The organism is Acetobacter sp. KSO5 (assembly GCF_044094635.1).
Classification (GTDB): Bacteria; Pseudomonadota; Alphaproteobacteria; order Acetobacterales; family Acetobacteraceae; genus Acetobacter; species Acetobacter cerevisiae.
This window is the reverse complement of record NZ_CP172014.1, coordinates 149,016-171,529: the sequence shown is the minus strand read 5'-3', so window position 1 is coordinate 171,529 and position 22,514 is coordinate 149,016. Positions and strand designations below refer to the sequence as shown.

At 56.3% G+C, this 22,514-nt stretch carries 22 protein-coding genes and 2 tRNA genes; 11 read left to right on the top strand and 13 right to left on the bottom strand.

Features of this window, described 5'->3' with window-relative positions; all coding sequences use genetic code 11:
• Positions 1-15 precede the first annotated feature (15 nt).
• From ACHQGU_RS00755 to ACHQGU_RS00745, 3 genes are read left to right on the top strand one after another with little or no spacing between them, the layout of a single operon-like run.
• Positions 16-1,632, top strand: coding sequence for a cytochrome ubiquinol oxidase subunit I (locus tag ACHQGU_RS00755; RefSeq protein WP_062250527.1), 1,617 nt, complete (start codon positions 16-18; stop codon positions 1,630-1,632).
• Between the two features lie 27 nt (positions 1,633-1,659).
• Positions 1,660-2,799, top strand: coding sequence for a cytochrome d ubiquinol oxidase subunit II (gene cydB / locus ACHQGU_RS00750; protein WP_062250526.1), 1,140 nt, complete (start codon positions 1,660-1,662; stop codon positions 2,797-2,799).
• 14 nt (positions 2,800-2,813) lie between these two features.
• Positions 2,814-3,017 (top strand): hypothetical protein, encoded by a 204-nt coding sequence (locus ACHQGU_RS00745; RefSeq protein WP_062250524.1) that lies wholly within the window; start codon positions 2,814-2,816, stop codon positions 3,015-3,017.
• 318 nt (positions 3,018-3,335) lie between these two features.
• Here ACHQGU_RS00745 and ACHQGU_RS00740 read toward each other — a convergent pair whose 3' ends face one another.
• From ACHQGU_RS00740 to ACHQGU_RS00725, 4 genes are all read right to left on the bottom strand, one after another.
• Positions 3,336-5,012, bottom strand: coding sequence for a SulP family inorganic anion transporter (locus ACHQGU_RS00740; protein ID WP_395495544.1), 1,677 nt, complete (start codon positions 5,010-5,012; stop codon positions 3,336-3,338).
• Between the two features lie 190 nt (positions 5,013-5,202).
• Positions 5,203-5,589: a hypothetical protein gene (locus tag ACHQGU_RS00735; protein WP_062141596.1), complete on the bottom strand. Its 387-nt coding sequence runs from the start codon at positions 5,587-5,589 to the stop codon at positions 5,203-5,205.
• 269 nt (positions 5,590-5,858) lie between these two features.
• Positions 5,859-6,653 (bottom strand): SDR family NAD(P)-dependent oxidoreductase, encoded by a 795-nt coding sequence (locus ACHQGU_RS00730; protein WP_395495543.1) that lies wholly within the window; start codon positions 6,651-6,653, stop codon positions 5,859-5,861.
• 196 nt (positions 6,654-6,849) lie between these two features.
• A complete protein-coding gene (locus tag ACHQGU_RS00725; RefSeq protein WP_395495542.1) occupies positions 6,850-8,322 on the bottom strand; it encodes an aminotransferase class V-fold PLP-dependent enzyme in 1,473 nt (490 codons plus the stop codon).
• A gap of 116 nt (positions 8,323-8,438) precedes the next feature.
• On the opposite strand from ACHQGU_RS00725, the gene ACHQGU_RS00720 reads away from it, so the two are divergent.
• Both ACHQGU_RS00720 and arsC read left to right on the top strand, forming a co-directional pair.
• Positions 8,439-8,900, top strand: coding sequence for an Lrp/AsnC family transcriptional regulator (locus ACHQGU_RS00720; protein ID WP_086653232.1), 462 nt, complete (start codon positions 8,439-8,441; stop codon positions 8,898-8,900).
• Positions 8,901-8,939: 39 nt separating this feature from the next.
• Complete coding sequence (gene arsC, locus ACHQGU_RS00715; RefSeq protein WP_215753980.1) at positions 8,940-9,290, top strand: arsenate reductase (glutaredoxin); 351 nt, start codon at positions 8,940-8,942, stop codon at positions 9,288-9,290.
• A 51-nt stretch (positions 9,291-9,341) separates the two neighbouring features.
• Here arsC and ACHQGU_RS00710 read toward each other — a convergent pair whose 3' ends face one another.
• On the bottom strand, positions 9,342-10,457 hold the full coding sequence (locus ACHQGU_RS00710; RefSeq protein ID WP_395495541.1) for an S-(hydroxymethyl)glutathione dehydrogenase/class III alcohol dehydrogenase: 1,116 nt from the start codon (positions 10,455-10,457) through the stop codon (positions 9,342-9,344).
• 626 nt (positions 10,458-11,083) lie between these two features.
• Here ACHQGU_RS00710 and ACHQGU_RS00705 point away from each other — a divergent pair.
• On the top strand, positions 11,084-11,695 hold the full coding sequence (locus tag ACHQGU_RS00705; protein ID WP_395495540.1) for a LysE family translocator: 612 nt from the start codon (positions 11,084-11,086) through the stop codon (positions 11,693-11,695).
• Between the two features lie 143 nt (positions 11,696-11,838).
• Entirely contained in the window at positions 11,839-12,429 is a 591-nt protein-coding gene (locus ACHQGU_RS00700; protein ID WP_062141600.1) for a GcrA family cell cycle regulator, read from the top strand.
• Positions 12,430-12,541: 112 nt separating this feature from the next.
• Here ACHQGU_RS00700 and ACHQGU_RS00695 read toward each other — a convergent pair whose 3' ends face one another.
• Positions 12,542-13,048, bottom strand: coding sequence for a polymer-forming cytoskeletal protein (locus tag ACHQGU_RS00695; RefSeq protein WP_062250515.1), 507 nt, complete (start codon positions 13,046-13,048; stop codon positions 12,542-12,544).
• Between ACHQGU_RS00695 and ACHQGU_RS00690 the strand changes: the two genes are divergently transcribed.
• Positions 13,047-13,181 carry a hypothetical protein gene (locus ACHQGU_RS00690; RefSeq protein ID WP_373320540.1) on the top strand — a complete coding sequence of 45 codons (135 nt, stop codon included), beginning with the start codon at positions 13,047-13,049 and terminating at the stop codon, positions 13,179-13,181. The two genes, ACHQGU_RS00695 and ACHQGU_RS00690, sit on opposite strands and share 2 nt — an antisense overlap.
• A 275-nt stretch (positions 13,182-13,456) precedes the next feature.
• Complete coding sequence (locus ACHQGU_RS00685; protein WP_395495539.1) at positions 13,457-14,455, top strand: adenosine kinase; 999 nt, start codon at positions 13,457-13,459, stop codon at positions 14,453-14,455.
• 63 nt (positions 14,456-14,518) lie between these two features.
• Here ACHQGU_RS00685 and rnd read toward each other — a convergent pair whose 3' ends face one another.
• On the bottom strand, positions 14,519-15,706 hold the full coding sequence (rnd, locus tag ACHQGU_RS00680) for a ribonuclease D (protein ID WP_395495538.1): 1,188 nt from the start codon (positions 15,704-15,706) through the stop codon (positions 14,519-14,521).
• A gap of 128 nt (positions 15,707-15,834) precedes the next feature.
• Here rnd and queF point away from each other — a divergent pair, with 128 nt between their 5' ends.
• Positions 15,835-16,305, top strand: coding sequence for a preQ(1) synthase (queF, locus tag ACHQGU_RS00675; RefSeq protein ID WP_281701543.1), 471 nt, complete (start codon positions 15,835-15,837; stop codon positions 16,303-16,305).
• A gap of 109 nt (positions 16,306-16,414) precedes the next feature.
• Here the strand turns inward: queF and atpC are convergent, their stop codons facing one another.
• From atpC to ACHQGU_RS00645, 6 genes are all read right to left on the bottom strand, one after another.
• Positions 16,415-16,825 carry an ATP synthase F1 subunit epsilon gene (atpC, locus tag ACHQGU_RS00670; RefSeq protein WP_062141605.1) on the bottom strand — a complete coding sequence of 137 codons (411 nt, stop codon included), beginning with the start codon at positions 16,823-16,825 and terminating at the stop codon, positions 16,415-16,417.
• Positions 16,826-16,853: 28 nt separating this feature from the next.
• Positions 16,854-18,326 (bottom strand): F0F1 ATP synthase subunit beta, encoded by a 1,473-nt coding sequence (gene atpD / locus ACHQGU_RS00665; protein WP_043549205.1) that lies wholly within the window; start codon positions 18,324-18,326, stop codon positions 16,854-16,856.
• 31 nt (positions 18,327-18,357) lie between these two features.
• Complete coding sequence (locus ACHQGU_RS00660; protein WP_062141606.1) at positions 18,358-19,257, bottom strand: F0F1 ATP synthase subunit gamma; 900 nt, start codon at positions 19,255-19,257, stop codon at positions 18,358-18,360.
• Between the two features lie 16 nt (positions 19,258-19,273).
• Positions 19,274-20,809 (bottom strand): F0F1 ATP synthase subunit alpha, encoded by a 1,536-nt coding sequence (atpA, locus tag ACHQGU_RS00655; RefSeq protein ID WP_215753984.1) that lies wholly within the window; start codon positions 20,807-20,809, stop codon positions 19,274-19,276.
• Entirely contained in the window at positions 20,809-21,393 is a 585-nt protein-coding gene (gene atpH, locus ACHQGU_RS00650) for an ATP synthase F1 subunit delta (protein ID WP_025825935.1), read from the bottom strand. Before atpH ends, atpA begins: the two co-directional genes overlap by 1 nt.
• A gap of 686 nt (positions 21,394-22,079) precedes the next feature.
• A tRNA-Gly gene (locus ACHQGU_RS00645) sits at positions 22,080-22,153 on the bottom strand.
• Between the two features lie 220 nt (positions 22,154-22,373).
• Between ACHQGU_RS00645 and ACHQGU_RS00640 the strand changes: the two genes are divergently transcribed.
• Positions 22,374-22,450: transfer RNA gene (locus ACHQGU_RS00640), tRNA-Trp, on the top strand.
• The last annotated feature ends 64 nt before the right edge of the window (positions 22,451-22,514 follow it).

The window sequence follows — 22,514 nt, the reverse complement described above, 5'->3', positions numbered from 1 at the left end:
TAAAGGATTTTTAAAATGGACATGATCAACCCGACTGTTGTTGATCTTTCACGCTTTCAGTTCGCGCTGACAGCGCTTTACCACTTCATGTTTGTCCCCCTCACGCTGGGCCTGACATTCATGCTGGCTGCCATGGAAACTGTCTATGTTGTAACCGGCAGAAAAATTTACAAAGACATGGCCATGTTCTGGGGCAAGCTGTTCGGCATTAACTTTGCCCTCGGCGTTGCCACCGGCATTACCATGGAGTTTGAATTCGGCACCAACTGGTCCATGTATTCCCGCTTTTTTGGGGACATGTTCGGCACGCCGCTGGCCATTGAAGGTCTGATGGCCTTCTTTATGGAATCCACCTTTGTGGGCCTTATGTTTTTTGGCTGGGACCGCCTGAGCAAACAGGCCCATCTGGCCGTGACGTATCTGGTGGCCCTCGGCTCCAACCTCTCTGCCCTGTGGATTCTGATTGCGAACGCCGGCATGAACGTGCCGCACGGTGCGCATTTTGACCCGGACACCATGCGCCTGCAGTTTGACAGCTTTGTAAAACTGATCTTCAGCCCGGATGCACAGGCCAAGTTCGTACATACCTCTGTTGCCGGGTATGTCTCTGCGGCTCTGCTTGTTATGGGTGTGAGTGCATTTTATCTGCTGCGTGGTCAGCACAGGCAGTTTGCAGCCCGATCTTTCCGTATGGCAGCACTGTTCGGCATTATCTCCACTGTTGCCGTCATCACGCTGGGTGATGTTCTGGGCCGTGAAGACTATATGGAACAGCCGACCAAAATCGCTGCCATTGAAGGCCTGTGGCACACCAGCAAACCGCCGTATGAACCGTGGATTCTGGCGGCTCTCCCGGATGATGCCAAACAGGAAAACCATTTTGAAATTGGTGTCCCGTTTGTTCTCACACCGCTTATTACGCATGACTTCAACACGCCTATCCGTGGCATGCACGAACTGGAAGATGCTGCCGCACCGCGCATTGAATCCGGGATTGTCGCTGTCTCTGCCCTGCGCCGGTATCAGGAAACACACCAGCAGGCTGATCTGGATGCGTTCAAGGCGCATGAAGCCGACCTCGGCTTTGGCTTTCTGGCCACCCGCCACGCCCCCAATCAGGACGTAACGGCCATTCCGGCAGATGCCCTGCAGAGCGTTGTGGAACAGACGAAACCCGACATTCTGCCGAATGTGTTTGTTACTTTCTGGTCTTTCCGTATCATGGTGTTTCTTGCGCTGTATTTCTTCGCGCTGTTTGCCATTTCCGCTTACCTGAGCCTGAAGAACAAGCTGGAGCGGAACAAGCTCATCCTCAAGGCCTGCATGTGGTCTATCCCGCTGCCTATTCTGGCAACAGAATTCGGATGGATTACTGCAGAAGCTGGCCGTCAGCCCTGGACGGTGTTCAACACGCTGCCGACCTTCCTGTCCGCCTCCACGCACAGCACGTCCTACATGGTGTTCTCTCTGGCAGGTTTTGCGCTGCTCTACAGCATCTTTATCGCGGCAGAACTGTATCTGATGTTCAAGTTCGCACGCCTTGGCCCGGAAGCTCATGACGCCCCGCACAGTGATGATGCGTATGCCGCCCATTGCGCTGTTGTCGGCACCCCGCACGCCTCAGGTCACTGATGTTTTTGTTGAAAGAAAGGTCCTGATATGGAACTTTATGCACTTCTCAAACTGATCTGGGCGGCTCTGCTGTGCGTGCTGCTGATCGGCCTCGGGCTGATGGTCGGCATGGATATGGGCGTTGGCACCCTGCTCCGCTTTGTAGGGCGGAATGATGGAGAGCGCCGCACGGCCCTCAACATCATCGGCCCGCACTGGGATGGGAACCAGGTCTGGTTTATTCTGGGAGGCGGGGCGATTTTTGCCGCCTTCCCCACCCTCTATGCCACGTCCTTTTCCGTTTTTTATGTCGTGATGATCCTGCTGCTGTTCAGCATGATCCTGCGGCCTGTCGCCTTTGAATATCGCTCCAAGGCGGACTCCCACCTCTGGCGCGCCAGCTGGGACTGGGTGTTTCTGATTTCCGGTTTCCTGCCCATGTTCATCTACGGCGCGGCCTTCGGGAACATCCTGCATGGTGTTGGCTACCATTTTGGCTGGACCGGACAGTATTATCAGGACAGCTCCTTTTTCTCATATCTGCTGAACCCGTTTGCCATTCTGTGCGGTCTGATGTCCGTTGCCCTGAGTGTGTATCAGGGTGGCGTGATGCTGATGCTGCGGGCAGAAAACCCGATTTATGACCGTGCCCGTCGCTACGCCCTGCGCGGCGGCCTGACGGCAGCGATACTGTTTATCATTGGTGGTTTCTTTATTGCCCGCATGCAGGGCTTTGTTTTCACCGCCCCGGTCGACCCGGCTATGCCGGCCTCCCCCATGCACGGCCAGCACGTCGCCATGGTTGCCGGTGGCTGGCTGCATAATTACGCCGCCCATCCGGTCCTCTGGCTGCTGCCCCTGCTTGGGCTGGCCAGCATGATTGGCGGAACACTGGCTGCACGCATGAACAAGGTCATTCTCGCCTGGTGGATTGGGCTTGGTTCATGGATTGGCACCATTGGCACGGTTGCTGCGGCGATGTTCCCGTTCTTCATGCCCTCCACCACCGCACCGGACCAGAGCCTGACCATCTGGAACAGCTCCGCCAGTGCTTATGGCCTGACCTGCATGCTGGTTGTCGCGCTGATCTTTGTGCCCATCATCCTCTGCTACACCTCATGGTGCTACTACGTGATGCGCGGCAAAGTTCACACGGCGGACATCGTTAACGATAGCCACAGCTACTAAAAGGGAACTTTACCATGCAACTGTTACGTCTGGCCGGTCTGGCCGCTGCTCTGGTCGTCTCCCTGCTGTTTGCCGTTTTTGTGGGGGATCAGGGCCCCTGGTACTTCGCCTGGGTGATTGGTACCATCATGATCATTCTCATTTCCGGTGCCGGCGCAATCCTGCTGGATGCGCAGCAGGACGGCAAAATCGGCTCCTCTTCAGATCAGGAGGTTTAATCATGCTAGGTGATCTTGAAGGAATAATTCTGTTTATTCCCGCATTTTACCTTCTGCTTTACATCATTGCTTATCGGGTTGTGCGTAAGCTCTTCCCGTAACGGAGTGTATGCAGAAAGACCTTTTTCACCCCACGTCGGACCTCTGGCGTGGGGTTTTTGTATCATTCAGAAACTTCTTTTTATTTTATAAGTTTTTAATGATTCATTCTGTTTTCTTGTTGGGTTTTTATGGTATTTTACACACATGGCTTACCAGCGGAGCGCATGCCTCCTCTTTGAGCCTGTTCTGACAAAAAAGCCTCACAAGCTGCCGCTCTCATGCCTTTTCGCACCGGGCATGAGAGCGGGCCGCGGCCACTGCGGTATGGAGCTGGGCATAAATATTGCCCTCACCCAAAACAGCACTAATCCGGTGGCGGTCCATATCGGCCCGTAAAAACGGATTAACCCGCCCAAAAGCAATCAAAACAGACTTTGCCTGTAATTCCTGCAAAACGGTACGCAAAAGGCTGGCAGCAGAATAATCAATATCCGTAATGGCGCTGGCATCTACCACAATGCAGCGAACAGGGGTGGGTGCTGTTTTAATCAGAAACCGGATATCATCTGCAAAGCGGTTACAGTTTGCATAGAATAAATCTGCACAGAACCGATACACAATCAGGCCCGGTTCCGTTTCAACCCCAGCCTTGACTGGGGAAGCTTCCAGAAGCTTGGTCTGGGCATCTTCCTGCAAAACCATAGTGTGTGGTTCATAACTATGCCGCACATGGCGGAACAGGGAGAGCACAATCGCCACCAGAATACCTTGCTCCACCCCCACCCCCACAACCGTAGCAGCGGTGATCAGCGCCAGACCGAACTCTCCGGGGCTTTCCTGCCGTATGCGCCATAAGGCCCGCAGGTCAATCATCCCCATCGCAACACTAAAAACAATAGCCCCCAGCACACACCGTGGCAGATAGTGCAGGGGACCCGTGAGAAAGAGTAAAACAACCAGCGTGACACAGGCAAAAACAAGTTGTGCCTTCTGGCTACGGGCTCCGGCCTGCACGGCCATGGCTGTCTGCGTCGGGCTGCCATTGACCGTAAAAGTGCCGCTCAAGGCGGCCATTGCATTGGCAGCACTTAACCCCAGAATATCCCTGTTTGCATCAACATCTTCCTGAAACTTGTAAGCGTACGTGCGGGATGTTGCCGCACTTTGCGCAATAATGACGAACACGCAGGAAGTCGCCACCGGCAGCAGGCTGAGCATGTCATTCCACCCCACCCTGGGGAAATGCAAAGACGGCAAGCCCCCAGACAGAGGCCCCACCAGAGCAACCCCTCGCGCCTCCAGCCCCATAGCCCAACTGGCGAAAATGCTTCCAACCACCAGAACCAGCGCCAGTGGCTTGTGCGGTGCAAATTTCTCTCCGGCATATAAAAGCAGGCACATAACAAGCGAGATTGCCGCACTTAACGGCGCAAGATGCGGGAGCGCCTTCAGCAACTCTACAAACTGGAGAAAAGGATTATGCGCTGTGGCCTGTAAGCCCAGCATGTCATACGTCATGGCAATGCCGACCTGCAGGCCAACACCCGCCATAAATCCAACCAGCACCGTGCGGGAGAGAAAATCGGCCAGAAAGCCCAGCCTGAATAACCGTGCCGCCAGCAGGAACCCGGCGCTCAACAGCGCGACCATGCTGACAAGCGCCATGTAATGCGCACTGCCCGGCGAGGCCATGCGTGCCAGAGCACTGGAAAAAATGGCCGCGGTTGCAGAATCTGCCGCCACGACCAGATGCCGCGAAGACCCGACACCAGCAAACGCCACCAGCGGTAGCAAAACTGTATAAAGCCCGGTTACGGCAGGCATTCCGGCAATACGGGCATACCCCAGCACCTGCGGGATATTCATGCAGGCAAGAGAAAGCCCCGCCAGACTATCGCGCACAATGCTGGCCCGGTCTCCCTGCCCCCACCGTCTGAACAGGTTTTTCAGCATCTTGCCCACCTTACTGGTCTTCTGATCTCTCAAGGCTTTTTGCCGCCATTCCTACACGGCGTCACCTTTTTAAAAATACGCATCCCCCCATAAAAAAAGCCACCTCGCTCCAATAAAGGAACGAGATAGCTTTAAGAGCACTCAGACACTGCAAGGCGACCCGCAGGATAAACCTGCGGGCAGAGAGTTTTTAGGCCTGACGTGCTTTCCGCTGCGCATCAACCTTGTCCGTGCGGCAAGCTGGCGGCAGCACTTCCTGCAGGTTTGTAATCGCAGCGCCGCGGGACAGACCACTTTCTGCCGCCAGTCGGTCAATCACCTCAGACGGCAGAAGCTTCTGCACAACGTCTTCCGTCGTGGGTTCCACAACAGCGTGGTTTTCCCAGTGGGACACAACGGACTGCAAACCATGCTGTTCTGCATGCCGACGTACAATTGCCTGCCCGGCGTTATTGTTGTGTTCCAGATAATGAATAAGGGCGGAAGACAAACCGGATTTATCCGTGGTGGCCGCCGTTACCGTATCGGCCACAGCCGTCAGGGTAGAGCTGATTTTATCTGTGGTGGAAGCTGTCATGATAGTCCCCTTTATAGGAAAGTGGACGAAAGCATCAGGATGTCTCTACACCGCATTGTGTAAAGACGAAACACCAGCGCGCTTGTCATTTCGGCACTGATTGTGCTCGCCCATTGTAAAACCTTACACTTCTAACGAGGAAACGGCGCAGACGTTGCGTATGAGTTCATGAACATTATGTCATGAACTCATACGCCCCCTTATTTCCCCGAATGGCAGTTCTCTCCTGCCATGGGGAAGATGATTTTAATTTAAAGACTTTTTCAATATTAGAAAATCGTTTCCAGAATGCCACCTTCAACCCGCAGAGCGGCGCCCGTTGTAGCAGACGCTTCCTGAGACGCTACATACAGGATCATGTTTGCAACTTCTTCCACGCTGGCCGGGCGTCTGATCAGAGAAGACGGGCGCTGGGTGCGCACGAATTCTTCACTGATCTCTTCAAGAGATTTCCCGGTTTCCTGCATTTTTTCCTTAAACATGGCCTGCACCCCCTCGGATAACGTCGGTCCGGGCAGGACAGCGTTGACCGTTACCCCCGTGCCGGCCATCCGTTTGGCCAGACCACGGGAGACGGCCAGCTGCGCCGTTTTGGAGAAGCCGTAATGAATCATATCGACTGGAATGTTCTGTGCAGATTCAGAAGAGATGAAAATAACGCGCCCCCAGCCCTTCTTTTCCATAGCAGGCAGATAAGCGCGGGAGAGCCGCACGCCGGACATGACATTCACATCAAAAAACTGCGTCCAAGTCTCATCGGATGTTTCAAAGAAATCTTTGGGTGAAAAAATGCCGACATTATTCACCAGAATATCGCAGACAGGATGGGCTGAAACAAGAGAGTCACATCCCTCTGCCGTTCCTAAGTCAGCCACACAGGCTGTCACCCGGGCATCCGGCACATCTTTTTTGATGGCGGCAACAGCTTTCTCGCAAGCCTCCTGCTTGCGCCCATTCACCACAACGTCTGCCCCGGCTGCTGCAAGCCCTTTGGCTGTTGCCAGACCAATCCCCAGGGTAGACCCCGTCACAATGGCTTTCCGGCCTTTAAGATCAAATTTCATGATGCGACTGCGCTCCTCTTTAGTGTTCACTCGGTTCCCGGTAACCAGCTCCTTTTGACGCAGGATAGGTAAGGAACTGACCTTGTGGTGCAGAAAGCGACAAGGTGTGGCTGAGCTCTGCACGCACGTCTGACTGAGTGAACAGGAAATAGGGGGCAAAGTTCATCGTGAAATAAACATATCTGCCAACCGGGCTTTATTCCGCTGCCAGTGTCTCCTGATATTTAAAGCGTGCAGTTGCGGTGTCACAGAGATAAGACTGCGCAATAATACTGGCATTTTCAGCCAGTTCATTCACGGATTTCAGAATATACGCCACTTTGGCATCATCCATCAGCACACTGAAGTTCAGACGCACCCAGCCCGGCTTTTCCACTTCCTGCCCGGCACGGATTGCTTCATGCATTCGCATGGATTCGTCCTGACCAAGCGAGAGAAGCCGATGTGCATACGGTCCCGCACAGGCACATCCACCCCGCGCCTGAATGCCATACAGATCTGACAGCACCCGCGTAAACAGTTGGTGGTGAATCAGCTTTCCGTCTGTATCCTTCACGCGGAATGAGAAAATAGGCAGATGCTGTTTTGCCTGCGAATTTCCCAGAATTTCCAGATAAGGGTTGGCATGCCATGCGTCATAGGCCCGCTGATAAAGCGTGTGATTTCTCTCCGCCATAAACGCCGCGCCAATGGCATCCTTAACCAGAAAACACAGAGCGGCCCGAATATTGCCCACGACATCCGGCGTACCAGCTTCTTCCCGCGCCGTAACACTGCCTGAATAGTCATGCCCCCACGGAGAGACAAACCGCACCGTGCCCCCACCGGGTAGCGTTGGCTCCTGTGTTGCGACAGCAGCTTCCCGCACAATCAGCACACCGGATGCGCCGGGGCCACCAATGAACTTATGTGTAGAAAGCACGACGGCATCTTTTTCCGCATCTGTCCCGGCCTTCATATCAATCGGCAGGTAAGGACCACCCCCGGCATAATCCCAGACAGATTTCGCACCATATTTTTTGAGAAGCCGTGTGACAGAGTCAGTATCTGTTACAATACCTGTGACGTTTGAGGCACTCGAAAACGCGCCGATTTTCAGACGGTTTGGATCCGCTGCGGCCAGAAGGGCTTCCAGTTGGGCCAGATCCGGGCCGCCATCCGGCGCTTCCGCAATTTCAATCAGCTCCGCACCGCTTTCCCGCCAGGGCAGGATATTGGAATGGTGTTCATAGGGGCCGATCAGCACAAGCGGGCACTCGTCGGCCCGCACAGCATCCCGCACTCCCAGCAGATGCACGAGCCGGTTCAGGCCTGCCGTTGCACCATTCCCCGTGAAGATTGTCGCAAACCCCTGCTCAGCGCCGCACAGGCGCGCAATGATTTGCCGGGCCTCATGCCGCATACGGTTCATCACCTGCCCGCAGAACGAGGCCTCCGTATGGCTGTTGGCATAGTAGGGCAGCACCTGCGTGGCGATGGCCTGCTCAATCACACCCAGAGCCCGACCTGAAGCAACGTAATCCGCATAGACCAGCTTTTTGGGACCAAACGGACCGGGAATGGTCAGGTTATCGCCAATCAGATCATCCCGCAGGCGGGTAATCACATCGTCACCCTGCAGGGTTTTGGCAAAATGGGAAAAGAAGTTTTCGGGGGAAGGTGTCATCATAATTCTGGAACCACGCAGACTGGAAAAGGCTGTTCCGCCATCATAAGAAACACCAATCCAAAAAAGTTTCCCTATTTCATGATTGAATCCCGTCATATTCGATCATATGATCGGTTATGACCCATAAACTTGATAGTTTTGATCGTGCAATCCTTCGTGCCTTGCAGCAGGATGCCTCGCTATCTCAGCGGGATCTGGCAGAGCGGGTCGGCATGTCTCAAAATGCGTGCTGGCGGCGACTGCAAGCCCTGCGCGCAGCAGGGGTCATGCAAGGGCAAACGCTGCGGCTGGACCGTGCTGCGGTGGAGCTGGATCTGACTGTGCTCGTCCTCATCAAAACGCGCCACCACTCACAGGAGTGGCTGAAAAGCTTCCGGCAGATCATCCTCTCCATCCCCAATATTGTCGATTTCTATCGGATTGCCGGTGAGTATGACTACATGCTGAAGGTGGTTGCGCGGGACATGAATGCCTTTGATGCCATTTATCGCAAAATGATAGAAAAAATCGACATTGATACCGTCACCTCCTACATGGCGATGGAAGCGATTGCCGATAATCGCCCTCTGCCCGTCTGAGGCTGTCTTTCTTTTTCACCTGCTACAAGGACGCTGTTCATGACTGTCACGCTGTACCACAACCCCGCCTGCGGCACGTCCCGCACGGTCCTTGGCCTCATTCGAGACGCCGGGATTGAGCCGGAAATTGTGCTGTATCTGAAAACACCCCCCAGCCGGGAAAAGCTGGCTGAGCTTGTAAATCAGACCGAGCTGACAGCGCGTGATCTGCTGCGCCAGAAAGGCCCGCTCTATGAAGAGCTGGGGCTAAAAGACCCGAGTGTCACGGATGATCAGATTCTGGACGCGATTGCTGAACACCCTGCTCTGCTCAACCGCCCGATTGTCGTGACGAATAAAGGGGCTGCGGCATGCCGCCCTGCGGACACAGTGCTGCGCCTTCTGCCCTGAGCGACGCATTAAAAAAGCCCCGGCACAAAAAGGCCGGGGCTGAAACACGTTTTAATATTCTACAACTGTGCGGATACTCTCCCCGCGCGCCATCATATCAAAGCCCTCGTTGATTTTTTCCAGCGGGAGCTTGTGGGTAATCAGATCATCAATATTGATCTTATGATCCATGTACCAATCAACAATTTTTGGAACATCGGTCCGTCCACGTGCCCCACCAAATGCGGACCCAATCCACCGGCGCCCCGTAACAAGCTGGAACGGTCGCGTGCTTATTTCCTGCCCGGCCCCAGCCACACCGATGATGGTTGAAACACCCCACCCACGATGGGCACATTCCAGCGCCTGACGCATCAGAGTCGGGTTGCCCACACATTCAAACGTGTAATCCGCGCCACCATCTGTCAGTTCAATCAGATAACCAACCAGATCACCATCCGGCCCCAGATCCTTCGGGTTCACAAAATCGGTCATGCCGAATTTGCGGGCAATGGCTTCCCGGTCCGGATTGATGTCCACACCGATAATGCGATCAGCCCCAACCATTTTCGCACCCTGAATGACATTCAGCCCAATGCCACCCAGCCCGAACACCACGACTGTGGAGCCCGTCTCGACCTTGGCCGTAAACAGCACCGCCCCAATGCCAGTCGTCACGCCACACCCGATGTAACAGACCTTATCAAACGGGGCATCTTCCCGAATTTTAGCCAGCGCGATTTCTGGCAGAACCGTGTAATTCGCAAAGGTGGAACAGCCCATATAATGATGGATCGGCTGCCCCTTGAAGGAAAAACGCGAGGTCCCATCAGGCATCAGGCCTTTTCCCTGTGTAGAGCGAATAGCCGTGCACAGGTTGGTCTTGCGGGAGAGGCAGGATTTACATTCCCGGCATTCCGGCGTGTAGAGCGGAATCACGTGGTCACCGGGTTTCAGGTGCCGCACACCGGGGCCGACCTCAACCACAATGCCAGCCCCCTCATGGCCCAGAATAGCCGGAAACAGACCTTCCGGGTCCGCACCAGAGAGAGTGTATTTATCCGTGTGGCACAGGCCCGTTGCCTTGATTTCCACCAGAACTTCACCCTCACGCGGGCCTTCCAGTTGCACGGTTTCAATTTCCAGCGGTTTCCCCGCTTCAAAGGCTACGGCTGCCCGTACGTCCATGCTCATCCCCTGTGTATTGTGTCTGTTTGTGCGCACCGTCTTTCAGATGCGCTGTATGTTTTTCAGAATAGCCCCAAGCTGACCCCGAGAGCTACCGTGCTGCACGTGTTCTCTGGTCACATCTGCTTTTCTGTCAGGGCACAACTGTATCGGAAACACAACAAGACGCCCAGACGTTACAGTATAACAGGAACTCTTTGAAAAACGTCTTTCGTTATCCGATATTTTCCTCGCAAACGCTTTTCAGGCTTACTTTACATCTTGCGCAGAATACGCAGATCTCATTGAGGAAATACGGAAATTTTTACTGAATAAGAAAACAATACCTTTTTATTATCACAGTGGTTTCTTAAAAACGGACCAGAATTTTTGGTGATCTGCCATACTGACCGTCAGACGCAAATAGGATGACGATCAGTATGGCGGCTGATCCCAGCACTTTCTGCCATCCACCGCACAGATGGCAAGCGGCTGCCGGCGCGCCGAAAGTGATCTGCAATCCGGCTTGTCAGTTACTGCTCAACCGGGCCTTTCGGGCCGCTGCGGCTGAACCACCAGCGTAGCATAAGAGCATTTTCCTGAATATGATGGCTCTTCCGCCTTCTGCAAACGGAGTTTTGCGCCTCATGTCCTTCTGGAGCACCTTCGGCCCCCTGACCGCTTTCGCTCTGGTGGCCTCCATCACGCCCGGTCCGAACAATACCATGCTGGCTGCCTCGGGCCTGAACCACGGGTTCCGGCGGTCCATTCCACATATGCTCGGTGTTGCCCTTGGGTTTGTACTGATGGTCGCGCTGGTTGGGCTTGGGCTGGGTGTCGTGTTTGAGCGCTTTCCTCTGCTGTATATCTGGCTGAAATATCTGAGTGCGGCGTATCTGCTGTGGCTGGCATGGAAAATTGCCACAGCAACACCGGCTTCAACTGAGGTCGGGGCAGGCCAACCCATCAGTTTCCTTCAGGCAGCGGGGTTCCAGTGGGTTAACCCCAAGGCGTGGATTATCGCTATTGGCATTGTCTCCGCCTATCTGCCGCATGAGAATTTTCTGTTTGGCTTAGCTCTGGCCTGCATCATTTGTGGCCTCACTGCCATCCCGTGCGTCAGCCTGTGGACCAGCTTTGGTGCCCTCATGCGCCGCTGGCTGAGCCAGCCTGCCATTCTGCGCGGGTTCAACCTGACCATGGCCGCCCTGCTGGTGGCCTCCCTCTACCCCCTGATGATGGAAGCCGGTACGCACTAAGGCCGGTAAAACAGCCAGAAACCCGCCTGATTTCAAGAATTTCTGGCCTTTCTCCTTGAGATACCCCTGCTCTGCCCTTAATATGCCCGGCACTGAAGCATCTGGCTTCACTGACCCGTGACAATACGAAAAGGTGCCTGTGCATGGAGTGGACCGATGAAACGATCGCCCGGCTCAAAGAGCTCTGGGCGGAAGGCCTCTCAACTGCAGAAATTGGCCGTCGGCTCTCCATCACCAAAAACGCCGTGGTGGGCAAAGCGCATCGTCTGAGTCTGCCCCCGCGTCCGTCTCCCATCCGGCGGAGTGACAAAACCAAAGTCGCTGGCACGGAAAGTGCTGCAAAAGCAGCTCCGGCTGCCGCAGCTGCACCCGCCAAGGAAAAAGCACCTCAGGCTGCGCCCCCTGTAGCAGACGCCAAGCCTGCGACAACTGCGGCCCCGGCTGTGGACGCGCCGGCTCCCAAGCCTGCTCCACAGCCCAAGGCTGAAGCTAAACCAGCTAAAGCTCCGGCAGCGCCACGCGCCTCAGCAAAGCCCAAAACGTCCCTGCGCAGCATTTCTGACCCGGAACCCAAAAAACGCCGTGGGCCGTCCTGCTGCTGGCCGATTGGCGACCCCGGCACACCGGGCTTCCATTTCTGTGGAGCCACACCACTGCCGGGTAAGCCCTATTGTGCAGAACATGCACAGATTGCTTACGTCAAACTGCGTGACCGGCGCGATAACGTCGCCTGACGTCACACCGCACGTTCCATAAAAAAGCGCGCCGCTTTGCATCAGCAAAGGGCGCGCTTTTTTATGTCTTACTGAAAGCGGGGGCTTTCACCCCCGTCTGATCAGAACCAGATCAGCCTTCAGCTTTAACCGGTGCATCCGCAGCAGGCGTTGCGGGAGCAGCAGGCTTCGGTGCTTTGTTGTCATCGCTCAGCATTTCCAGCTGACCGGTGATCTGACCACCATCTTCCACCTTCAGGCGGCGGCAGGCAGCTTTACCCAGCAGGCGGCCGGTTGCACGCACTGTCAGGCTGCCACGCACTGTCAGCGTGCCATCAACCGTCCCGGCGATTTCCGCGTTCTCAACTTCCACACCACCGCGGAACAGACCGCCCGGCATGACAGCAAGTTCCTTAGCGGAAATCATGCTGGATTCCACAGTGCCTTCCACAACCAGACGCTCAGCATCCTGCACGGTGCCCTGAACGCTGATACCGCGGCCGACAACGAGGGTCCGCTGGTCCGGAACTTCTTTTTTCGGCTGCTGCGGGTTCATGCCTCGTGCAGCGGCACCCGGCATGGGGGGCACGCCAGCGTTGGGAGAGAGAGGGGAACCGGGGGGGAGAGGCGCACGACCCATGGAGGTCTCCTTTGTTGCGTCTGGACGGGAAGCAGGTGCCGTGCCGCTGCCGGATGACGGAGGCGAACCCGCGGGAGAAGAAGAAGGGAAAAGTGTACCAAATGCTCCGGCAGGACGCGCAGCGCCCGGCTGACTGGTACTCTGACCGGCATTTTGCCCGGCCGGTCGGTTATCTTCAGGCTTGCGTCTTTTAAACAAGAATCCCCCCGCCATGCTGGCTGCCGTATCTGCGACAGCGGTTATACGTCTGTACTTGCCCGCGTCGATCCATCAAGCTGGCAGCCAATTTGTTATACAGCTGACAGACCGTGCGGCAAGCATCCGTTAGCGCTTGCTGTTGCCCTTTTTATGGCAGCGCGATACCGAAAGAGCCGATCTGCTCATTTTTTCAGGAAAATAGACATCGTCATGACTGGCTCTGAGGCAAAATACGATATTCTCGGCATTGGCAACGCCATTACGGACATTCTTGCCACTGTCGAACCCGCGTTTCTGCTTGAGCAGAATCTGACCCCCGGCAGCATGACGCTGATTGATGCGACCCGTGCCGACAGCCTGACCGAAAACCTGAAAGTGGAACAGGTGATGGGCGGTGGCTCTGCTGCAAATACCTGTGTTGTAGCCGCACAGTTTGGCGCACGCGTGGCGTATCTGGGTAAAGTTGCGCACGATACGGCTGGCCAGAAGTTTGCGCAGGATCTGCGCGATAACGGCATTACCTTCCCCTCCACACCGCTGGACGGCCATGTGTCTGAAAACCTGCCGACGGCACGCTGCGTCGTTATGGTCACACCGGACGGCCAGCGCACCATGGCGACCTATCTTGGTGCATGCACACACTTCACGCCGGATGATGTGCTGACGGACGTAATTGCGGCTTCAAGAATCGTGTATCTGGAAGGCTATCTGTTTGACCCGCCGCATGCGCAGGAAGCATTCCGCCGTGCTGCAACACTCGCACATCAGAATGGCCGTCAGGTTGCGCTCTCCCTGTCTGACCCGTTCTGCGTTGGTCGCCACCGTGAGGCGTTTCTGGATCTCGTAAAAGGCCACGTCGATATTCTCTTCGCCAATGAAGATGAAATCTGCGCGCTGTATGAAACAGAAAACTTTGAGACAGCAGCCCGCCATACGCTGGAAGACACCACCTTTGCGGCACTTACCCGCTCAGGTCTGGGCAGCGTGGTCATTCATGACGGGCAGATGACAACCGTCGCCCCGGTCCCCACGCAGGTCGTGGATACAACGGGCGCGGGCGATGCTTATGCCGCGGGCTTCCTCGCTGGTCTGACCTCTGGTCGCACCCTGCCAGAATGTGGCCGTCTGGCTTCTGTCGCGGCGTCTGAAATTATCTCGCATGTGGGCGCACGCCCGCTGGCCAATCTTTGGCAGGAAATGGGCTTCTAAAAAGCCCTTATCTGCTGTTCGCTGTCGTTTCTGCCTTCCCTGTTACTGCGGAAGGCAGAGGCCTCAGCGGGTCAGAATATCGACTTTTCCGCCTTTTACGGCCAGCGCAATCTCACCATTGCACAGGGCCAGAGCGGCATCCCCAAATACCGCTTTCCGCCAGCCGGCCAGAGCCGGATTCGGAGCGGACGGATCAAGTGCCAGCGCTTCCAGATCATCCATGGATGCGACGAGCTTGGGCGCAACATCATGCTCTTCACAGCAGCTGGTAAGCAGCACTTTCAGCAAAGCCATGAGAGCTGCGGACGCCCGAGGGGCATCCTTGCTGCGGTTTTTCGGCAAGCGCGGTAGCTCCGCATCCGGTAGAGCCTGCGCCTGTTTCACGGCGTCCAGCAGGCCAAGCCCCGTGCGCCCTTCGGCCAGCCCACGAGACACCCCCCGCACGCGGGCCAGAGCATCCGTTGTGGTTGGCGCTGTGGCGGCAATTTCCAGAAGACTTTCATCTTTCAGCAAACGCTGACGCGGCACGTTTACGCGCTGCGCTTCCCGCTCCCGCAGAGCTGCGACGGCGCGCAAAATGCCCAGCATACGGCGGTTGCTCGTGCGGGCCCGCAGACGTTCCCATTGTTTTTCCGGGTCGGCCCTGAACGTGGCCGGATCTGTCAGCACCGCCATTTCGGCAGAAACCCAGTCCAGCCGCTTTTCCTGCTCCAGCTTTTTCACAAGCCGTTCATACACAAAGCGCAGCCATGTCACGTCGCCTGCGGCATAGGTGAGCTGTGCAGCAGAAAGCGGACGTACGGACCAGTCGGTAAAGCGGTGACTTTTATCAATCGCATGACCCGTGATCGAGCCGACAAGACTGTCATACCCAACCTGATCCCCATAACCGGCGACCATGGCCGCAACCTGCGTATCGAACAGTGGTGTGGGCAAGGCATCAAACAGGTGCAGGAAAATTTCCAGATCCTGCCGGGCAGCATGGAAAACTTTCAGCACGGACTCATCGGCCATCAGTTCCGCCAGAGGCGCCAGATCCAGGCCGTCCGCCATGGTGTCAATCAGCACCACTTCCTGCACGCCGCCAATCTGCACCAGACACAGTTCCGGCCAGTAGGTGCGCTCACGCATGAATTCCGTATCAATCGTCAGATACGGTTCTGCACGCAGGCGGGTAAGAGTTGTCGCCAGATCGTCCGTTGTGGATATGAGGCGGGGTTCGGGAAATGCGGGGGAGGAAGCTCTGGCCATGTCTGCCTTCATACACCACCTGACAGGAAAAAGAAGCGGACAGCAGCGCCTGACTTTCTGAAAAGCTTGACGAAACCCCGCACAGCTTCGACATGAGACACACACAGACCCTAACGGAAAGAAACGCCATGACCCGCCCTGATGACGGCAGTGACGCCCTCACCCAGCTTGGCCGCGCAACCCCCGCTCCGACCAGCCCGGAAGAGGCCGTTCTGGAACGCGTGCCCGCGCCCTACCCCGGTAAGAATTATCTGGTGCGCTTTACAGCTCCGGAATTCACGTCGCTCTGCCCGGTCACCGGCCAGCCGGATTTTGCGCATATCGTGATTGATTACGTGCCGGACCAGTGGATTGTGGAAAGCAAATCTCTCAAGCTGTTCCTGACAAGCTTCCGCAACCACGGCGCGTTTCACGAAGCCTGCTCCGTACAGATTGCCACTACTCTGGTTGAACGCCTCAACCCGGTCTGGCTGCGCATCGGCGCGTACTGGTATCCGCGCGGTGGTATTCCGATTGATGTGTTCTGGCAGACTGGCGCACCGCCGGCTGATGTCTGGATTCCGTCACAGGACGTGCCGACCTATCGCGGTCGCGGCTGACACTCAGAACAAGCGCATAAAAAAAGCCACCGCAAGGGTGGCTTTTTTTGAAACTGGTCGGCGCCTTAGCGTCGTCTGTCTCAAAGACCGGGCAGAACCCGGTTCTGATTCAGGAAGCGGAAGACCCGGCTTCGATTTCAGCACGCACAGACAGGATTTTGTCCTGAAGCACATCCAGACGCGAGATATCGGTCTTGTCGGCTTTGTCCCAGGCTTCCGTCAGCGCTTCGAGCGTTGCTGTGGCGTTATCAATGGAGATTTCGCTCACAGGCTCGGCTTTATCAGCCAGAATGGTGCAACGCGTTGCCGTCATGTCCGCAAAGCCACCACCGACGAAGAAACGGTCCGTCACGGCATCATTTTCGTACAGTGAGACAACACCACCACGCAGCAGAAGCATCATAGGGGCACGCTCGGGCATGGCGGCGATATCGCCTTCCGCACCCGGCATGACCACCATATCTACTTCACGCGACACCAGAACCTTTTCAGGGCTGATGATCTCGATCTGGATCGGCATGAATGCTGTTCCTTCCCGGAACCGGCTGTTAGACCGATTCCCTCATTTTTTCTGCCTTGGCAACGGCTTCTTCAATCGTGCCAACCATGTAGAACGCAGCTTCCGGCAGGTCATCATACTCACCGGCACAGATCGCCTTGAAGGAGCGAACCGTATCTGCCACGGAAACCAGCTTACCCGGTGCCCCCGTGAAGACTTCTGCCACGTGGAACGGCTGAGACAGGAAGCGCTGGATGCGGCGTGCACGGGCCACGATCAGCTTATCGTCTTCAGACAGTTCATCCATACCCAGAATGGCGATGATGTCCTGCAGAGACTTGTAGGTCTGCAGGATACGCTGCACGTCACGCGCCACGTTGTAATGCTCTTCACCCACAATAGCCGGGTCCAGAGAGCGGGACGTGGAGTCCAGCGGGTCAACGGCCGGGTAGATGCCCATTTCAGCAATGGAGCGGTTCAGCACGGTCGTGGCATCAAGATGGGCGAAGGTCGCAGCCGGAGCCGGATCGGTCAGGTCATCCGCGGGAACATACACGGCCTGAACGGACGTAATGGAGCCCTTCTTGGTGGACGTAATACGTTCCTGCAGCGCACCCATTTCCGTAGCCAGCGTCGGCTGGTAGCCCACTGCGGACGGAATGCGGCCCAGCAGAGCGGACACTTCAGAACCAGCCTGCGTGAAGCGGAAGATGTTATCCACGAAGAACAGCACGTCCTGGCTTTCTTCGTCACGGAAGTATTCAGCCAGCGTCAGGCCGGACAGAGCAACACGTGCACGGGCACCCGGCGGTTCGTTCATCTGGCCGAACACCAGAGCCACTTTGGAGCCCTCGGTGTTGTTGTTTTCGTCCAGCTTGATAACGCCAGCGTCCTGCATTTCGTAATACAGGTCGTTGCCTTCACGGGTACGTTCACCAACACCGGCAAACACGGACACACCACCGTGCGCCTTGGCGATGTTGTTGATGAGTTCCTGAATAATAACGGTCTTGCCCACGCCGGCGCCGCCGAACAGGCCGACTTTACCGCCCTTGAGGTACGGACAGAGCAGGTCAACAACCTTAATACCCGTCATCAGGATTTCAGAAGCAGCAGCCTGCTCTTCAAAAGACGGGGCATCACGGTGGATGGGGGCGCGACGTGCGGTCTTGATCGGACCTTTTTCGTCAATCGGCTCACCGATGACGTTCAGGATACGGCCAAGGGTCTCGGGGCCGACCGGCACAGAAATCTGCGTGCCGGTATCGGACACTTCTGCGCCGCGGACCAGACCGTCGGTGGTGTCCATGGCAATGCAACGCACTTCGTGCTCGCCAATTTCCTGGGCCACTTCAAGCACCAGAGTCTGTTCACCCAGCTTGACGTGAAGGGCGTTGAGAATTTTCGGCAGTTCACCTTCGAACTGCACGTCAACAACCGGCCCTCTGATCTCGGTGATGCGGCCAACAGAATTGGTCTTTGTGGCCGCAGGGGCCTGGGTCTGGGTTGTGGTATCCGACATGGGTCAGCTCCTGCGGGGCAAACGAGCGGGCTCAGACAGCCTGTGCGCCCGAGATGATTTCGATCAGTTCGTTAGTAATATTGGTCTGACGGGTCCGGTTATAGACCTTGCTCAGACTGTCGATGGTCCGGCCTGCATTGCGCGTGGCGTTATCCATGGCCGTCATGCGGGCGCCGTTCTCACCTGCGGCTGTTTCCAGCAGCGAAGCGTAGATCTGAACCTGCAGATTCCGCGGAAGGAGCATTGCCAGAAGCGTTGCTTCATCCGGTTCAAATTCGTACTGCGCTGCATCGTCTGCCGTGGTGGAGGCAGCATCGGCTTTCGCCGCGGCATCATCCATCACCATGGGCACAAGCTGCAGGCATGCCGGGGTCTGCGTCATCGCATTCTGGAACTTGTTGAACACAAGCGTGCAAACGTCGATTTCGCCAGCTTCCAGCAGCGCATTCACCTTGTCACCAAGGCCGCTTGCTACAGAAAACGGAACGTCCTTACCACTGAACCCGATGACCTTATCAATGATCAGGTCAGCATGCTCGCGGTTAAAGAAGTTCAGAGCACGACGGCCAACCGGCAGCAGTTTGACGGTTTTGCCCTCAGCCTGAAGCTTATTAATGGTCTGGAGCGTCAGGCGGTGCACGTTGGAGTTGAAGCCACCGCACAGGCCACGATCACTGGTGATCGGGATCAGCAGATGAACCTTATCCTGCCCCGTTCCGGCCAGAAGACGCGGCGCACCCTCTTCCCCCTTCGTGGCAGCAGCAAGTTCACCCAGCATCCGCCGCATGGCGGCAGCATACGGACGAGCAGCCTCAGCACTGGCCTGGGCGCGGCGCAATTTTGCGGCCGCGACCATTTTCATCGCGCTGGTGATCTTCCGTGTCGACTTGATACTTCCGATACGAGCGCGGAGTTCCTTGAGGGAAGCCATGGATAAGTCCTGCTCCTCAGCCGCCGAAGTTGCGGTTGAAGGTGGTCAGATATTCCGTCAGGCGGGCTTCAGTGTCTTTGGACAACTGACGCTCCTTACCAATGGTTGCCAGAATATCTTTCCCACCGTTCGGCAGATCAGCCAGCAGAGCGTGTTCCCAGGCCACCACTTTCTCAACAGGGATGCCGTCGATAAAGCCACGGGTGCCTGCAAACAGCACAATCACCTGTTCTTCAACCGTCAGCGGAGAAGACTGGGGCTGCTTCAGCAGTTCGACCAGACGGGCACCACGAGCAAGCTGCTTCTGCGTTGCCGGGTCCAGATCGGACGCGAACTGAGAGAAGGCAGCCATTTCACGATACTGAGCCAGTTCCAGCTTAATCTTGCCGGCAACCTGCTTCATCGCCTTGATCTGTGCGGCAGAACCAACGCGGGACACGGAGCCACCAACGTTCACGGCTGGACGGATACCACGGTAGAACAGATCGGTCTCAAGGAAGATCTGCCCGTCGGTGATGGAAATCACGTTGGTCGGGATGTAGGCGGACACGTCACCAGCCTGCGTTTCAATGACTGGCAGAGCCGTCAGAGAACCAGCGCCGTTGGCGTCGGACATTTTTGCAGCGCGTTCCAGTAGACGAGAGTGCAGGTAGAACACGTCACCCGGATACGCTTCACGGCCCGGCGGACGACGCAGCAGCAAGGACATCTGGCGGTAAGCCACAGCCTGCTTGGACAGGTCATCGTAGCAGATCAGAGCATGCATGCCGTTGTCACGGAAATACTCACCCATTGCACAGGCAGCATACGGTGCCAGGTACTGCAGGGGAGCCGGATCGGACGCCGTTGCTGCGACGACGATGGAATATTTCATCGCGCCTTTTTCTTCCAGCAGACGCACGAGCTGTGCGACCGTGGAGCGCTTCTGACCGATAGCAACGTAAATGCAGTAAAGGGATTTTTTGTCGTCGCCTTCGTCATTAACGGTTTTCTGAGCGAGGATCGTGTCGGTCAGAATGGTCGTCTTACCGGTCTGACGGTCACCAATCACCAGCTCACGTTGACCGCGCCCAACAGGCACGAGGGCGTCAATGGCTTTAATGCCGGTCTGCATCGGTTCGCTGACGGACTGACGCGGCATAATGCCGGGAGCCTTCACTTCAGCGCGACGCATTTCAACGTCAGCCAGCGGGCCCTTGCCGTCGATCGGGGTACCCAGACCGTCAACAACGCGACCCAGCAGACCTTTACCTGTGGGGACTTCAACCACCACACCGGAACGGCTGACAGTGTCGCCTTCACGGATGTTGGTGTCATCACCAAAGATCACGATACCAACGTTATCGCTCTCAAGGTTCAGCGCCATGCCTTTCTGGCCGGAGCCCGGGAACTCAACGAGCTCCCCGGCCATCACATGCTGCAGGCCGAACACACGGGCAATGCCGTCGCCGACAGACAGGACAGTGCCGGTTTCGACAACATCGGATTCTTTGTCGAACGAAGCAATCTGCTGCTTGAGGATATCCGAAATCTCTGCGGGACGGATTTCCATCACGCGGCTCCCTTCATGGCGTAATGCAAACGAAACAGGCGGGTCTGAAGACTGGCGTCATAAAGCTTGGCCCCAACACGGACGACAAGGCCGCCGAGAAGGGATGAGTCGACACGCTCACGGATAGTAATGCGGGAATAACCGGCTTCGGCCAGACGAACCTGAAGCTGGGCGCGCTGCGTGGTTGTGAGCGGCTGGGCGGATGTGACATCCGCAACCACTTCACCACGGCGGGCTGAAGCGAGGGCATCGACTGCCGCCATGATCTGCCGCAAATTCGGCAGACGGCGGTTGTCAGCAACGACACCCACGAAATTCTTAAGAGTCTGGCAAAAACCCTGTGCGTCCAGCACGGCCAGAACAGCCTTGCGGGAGACACGGATATCAAGCCGCCGATCATCCAGAACAGTGCGCAGAGGGGCACTCTCATCGATCAGGCGGGCAAGTGCCGCACATTCATCAAGCACTGCATCCAGCTGCTGCTGTTCCGCTGCGAGTTCATAAAGCGCAGTTGCATAACGGCCTTCGAGACCGTTGGAAGCAAAAGCAACCGATTGTGCTGTCGTTACGCCCGAGGCCACCACTCTTTAGGCTCTTTCCTTCTGTGCGCGCCGGCATTCCACATACATGACTCCGCCTCTGGCTGTATCTAGCCACAAGCATGCGTCGGCGCGGCCTCTAGCATGCTGAAACCTGCCACGCAACCGGCAGCCTCTTCCAAAATGAACCCGTGCCCCTGGTTTCCCTCTGTCAGACCGTATGAAAATGACCTTTTCGACAGAAAAACATCTTAGGAGAGACTGCTTTGCCCGTATTTTTGCGTGTTTGGAGCCCTGAGATACCTGCGGAAAATCTTTGCTGAAAATATTCTCCAGCCAGCTCATAGAAGACCGTCCCGACCACGCCGAAGAATGCACGACCGGATTTACAGCGAATCCATCCCCAAACAGCCGCGCTGCGCAGTAGCCGGACGCATGGGCTTCCCATCAGAAGACATCCCACGGGGCCACTGAACAGATTGCCGCCCCCCCCCTTAGCCTATCGTTTTGGCCAGGAGATTTTGAGAGGACAGCACCAACCGGCCCCGCCACCCGCTATGGGGCGTTTCGGTTAGCGCCCTTTCCGAATCCTTAAACGTCACGGCAGAACGGCGTGCTGGACCACCCGACACGGTGAAAACAGAAAGACGCGACCATGCGCAACAGCGGCGAGGCACTTCTGATTTCAGCAGGGCTTGCGGAAAAATTTAAATTTTCAGGAAAATTTATTTTGGAGCGGACGGAGGGAATCGAACCCTCCTCGGTAGCTTGGAAGGCTACAGCATTACCACTATGCTACGCCCGCGCTCTAAGAGGCTTCTTACCCCCAAAACGCAGCACTTCGCAACCCCGTGATGAGGGGAGTTTTTGTGCCTTCTTTTCACAATCTGGCACGATATTGTTTTCTGCCTCTTGACTTTAGGGCCGCAACATATTTTGTTCCGCCTCCTGCAAGGGCCGCGTATGGGTGGTCAGGCTGACGGATTTCCGTTATACCTGCTTTCCGCGTCGGCTTGTCGCACTGCAGGGGTGTAGCTCAATTGGCTAGAGCGCCGGTCTCCAAAACCGGAGGTTGTGGGTTCGAGACCCTCCACCCCTGCCAGACAACACTGGCTGGAAAGCCCGCAAAGCCTGCGGCGTTTTCTGACAGAAAGATATTGGCTGCG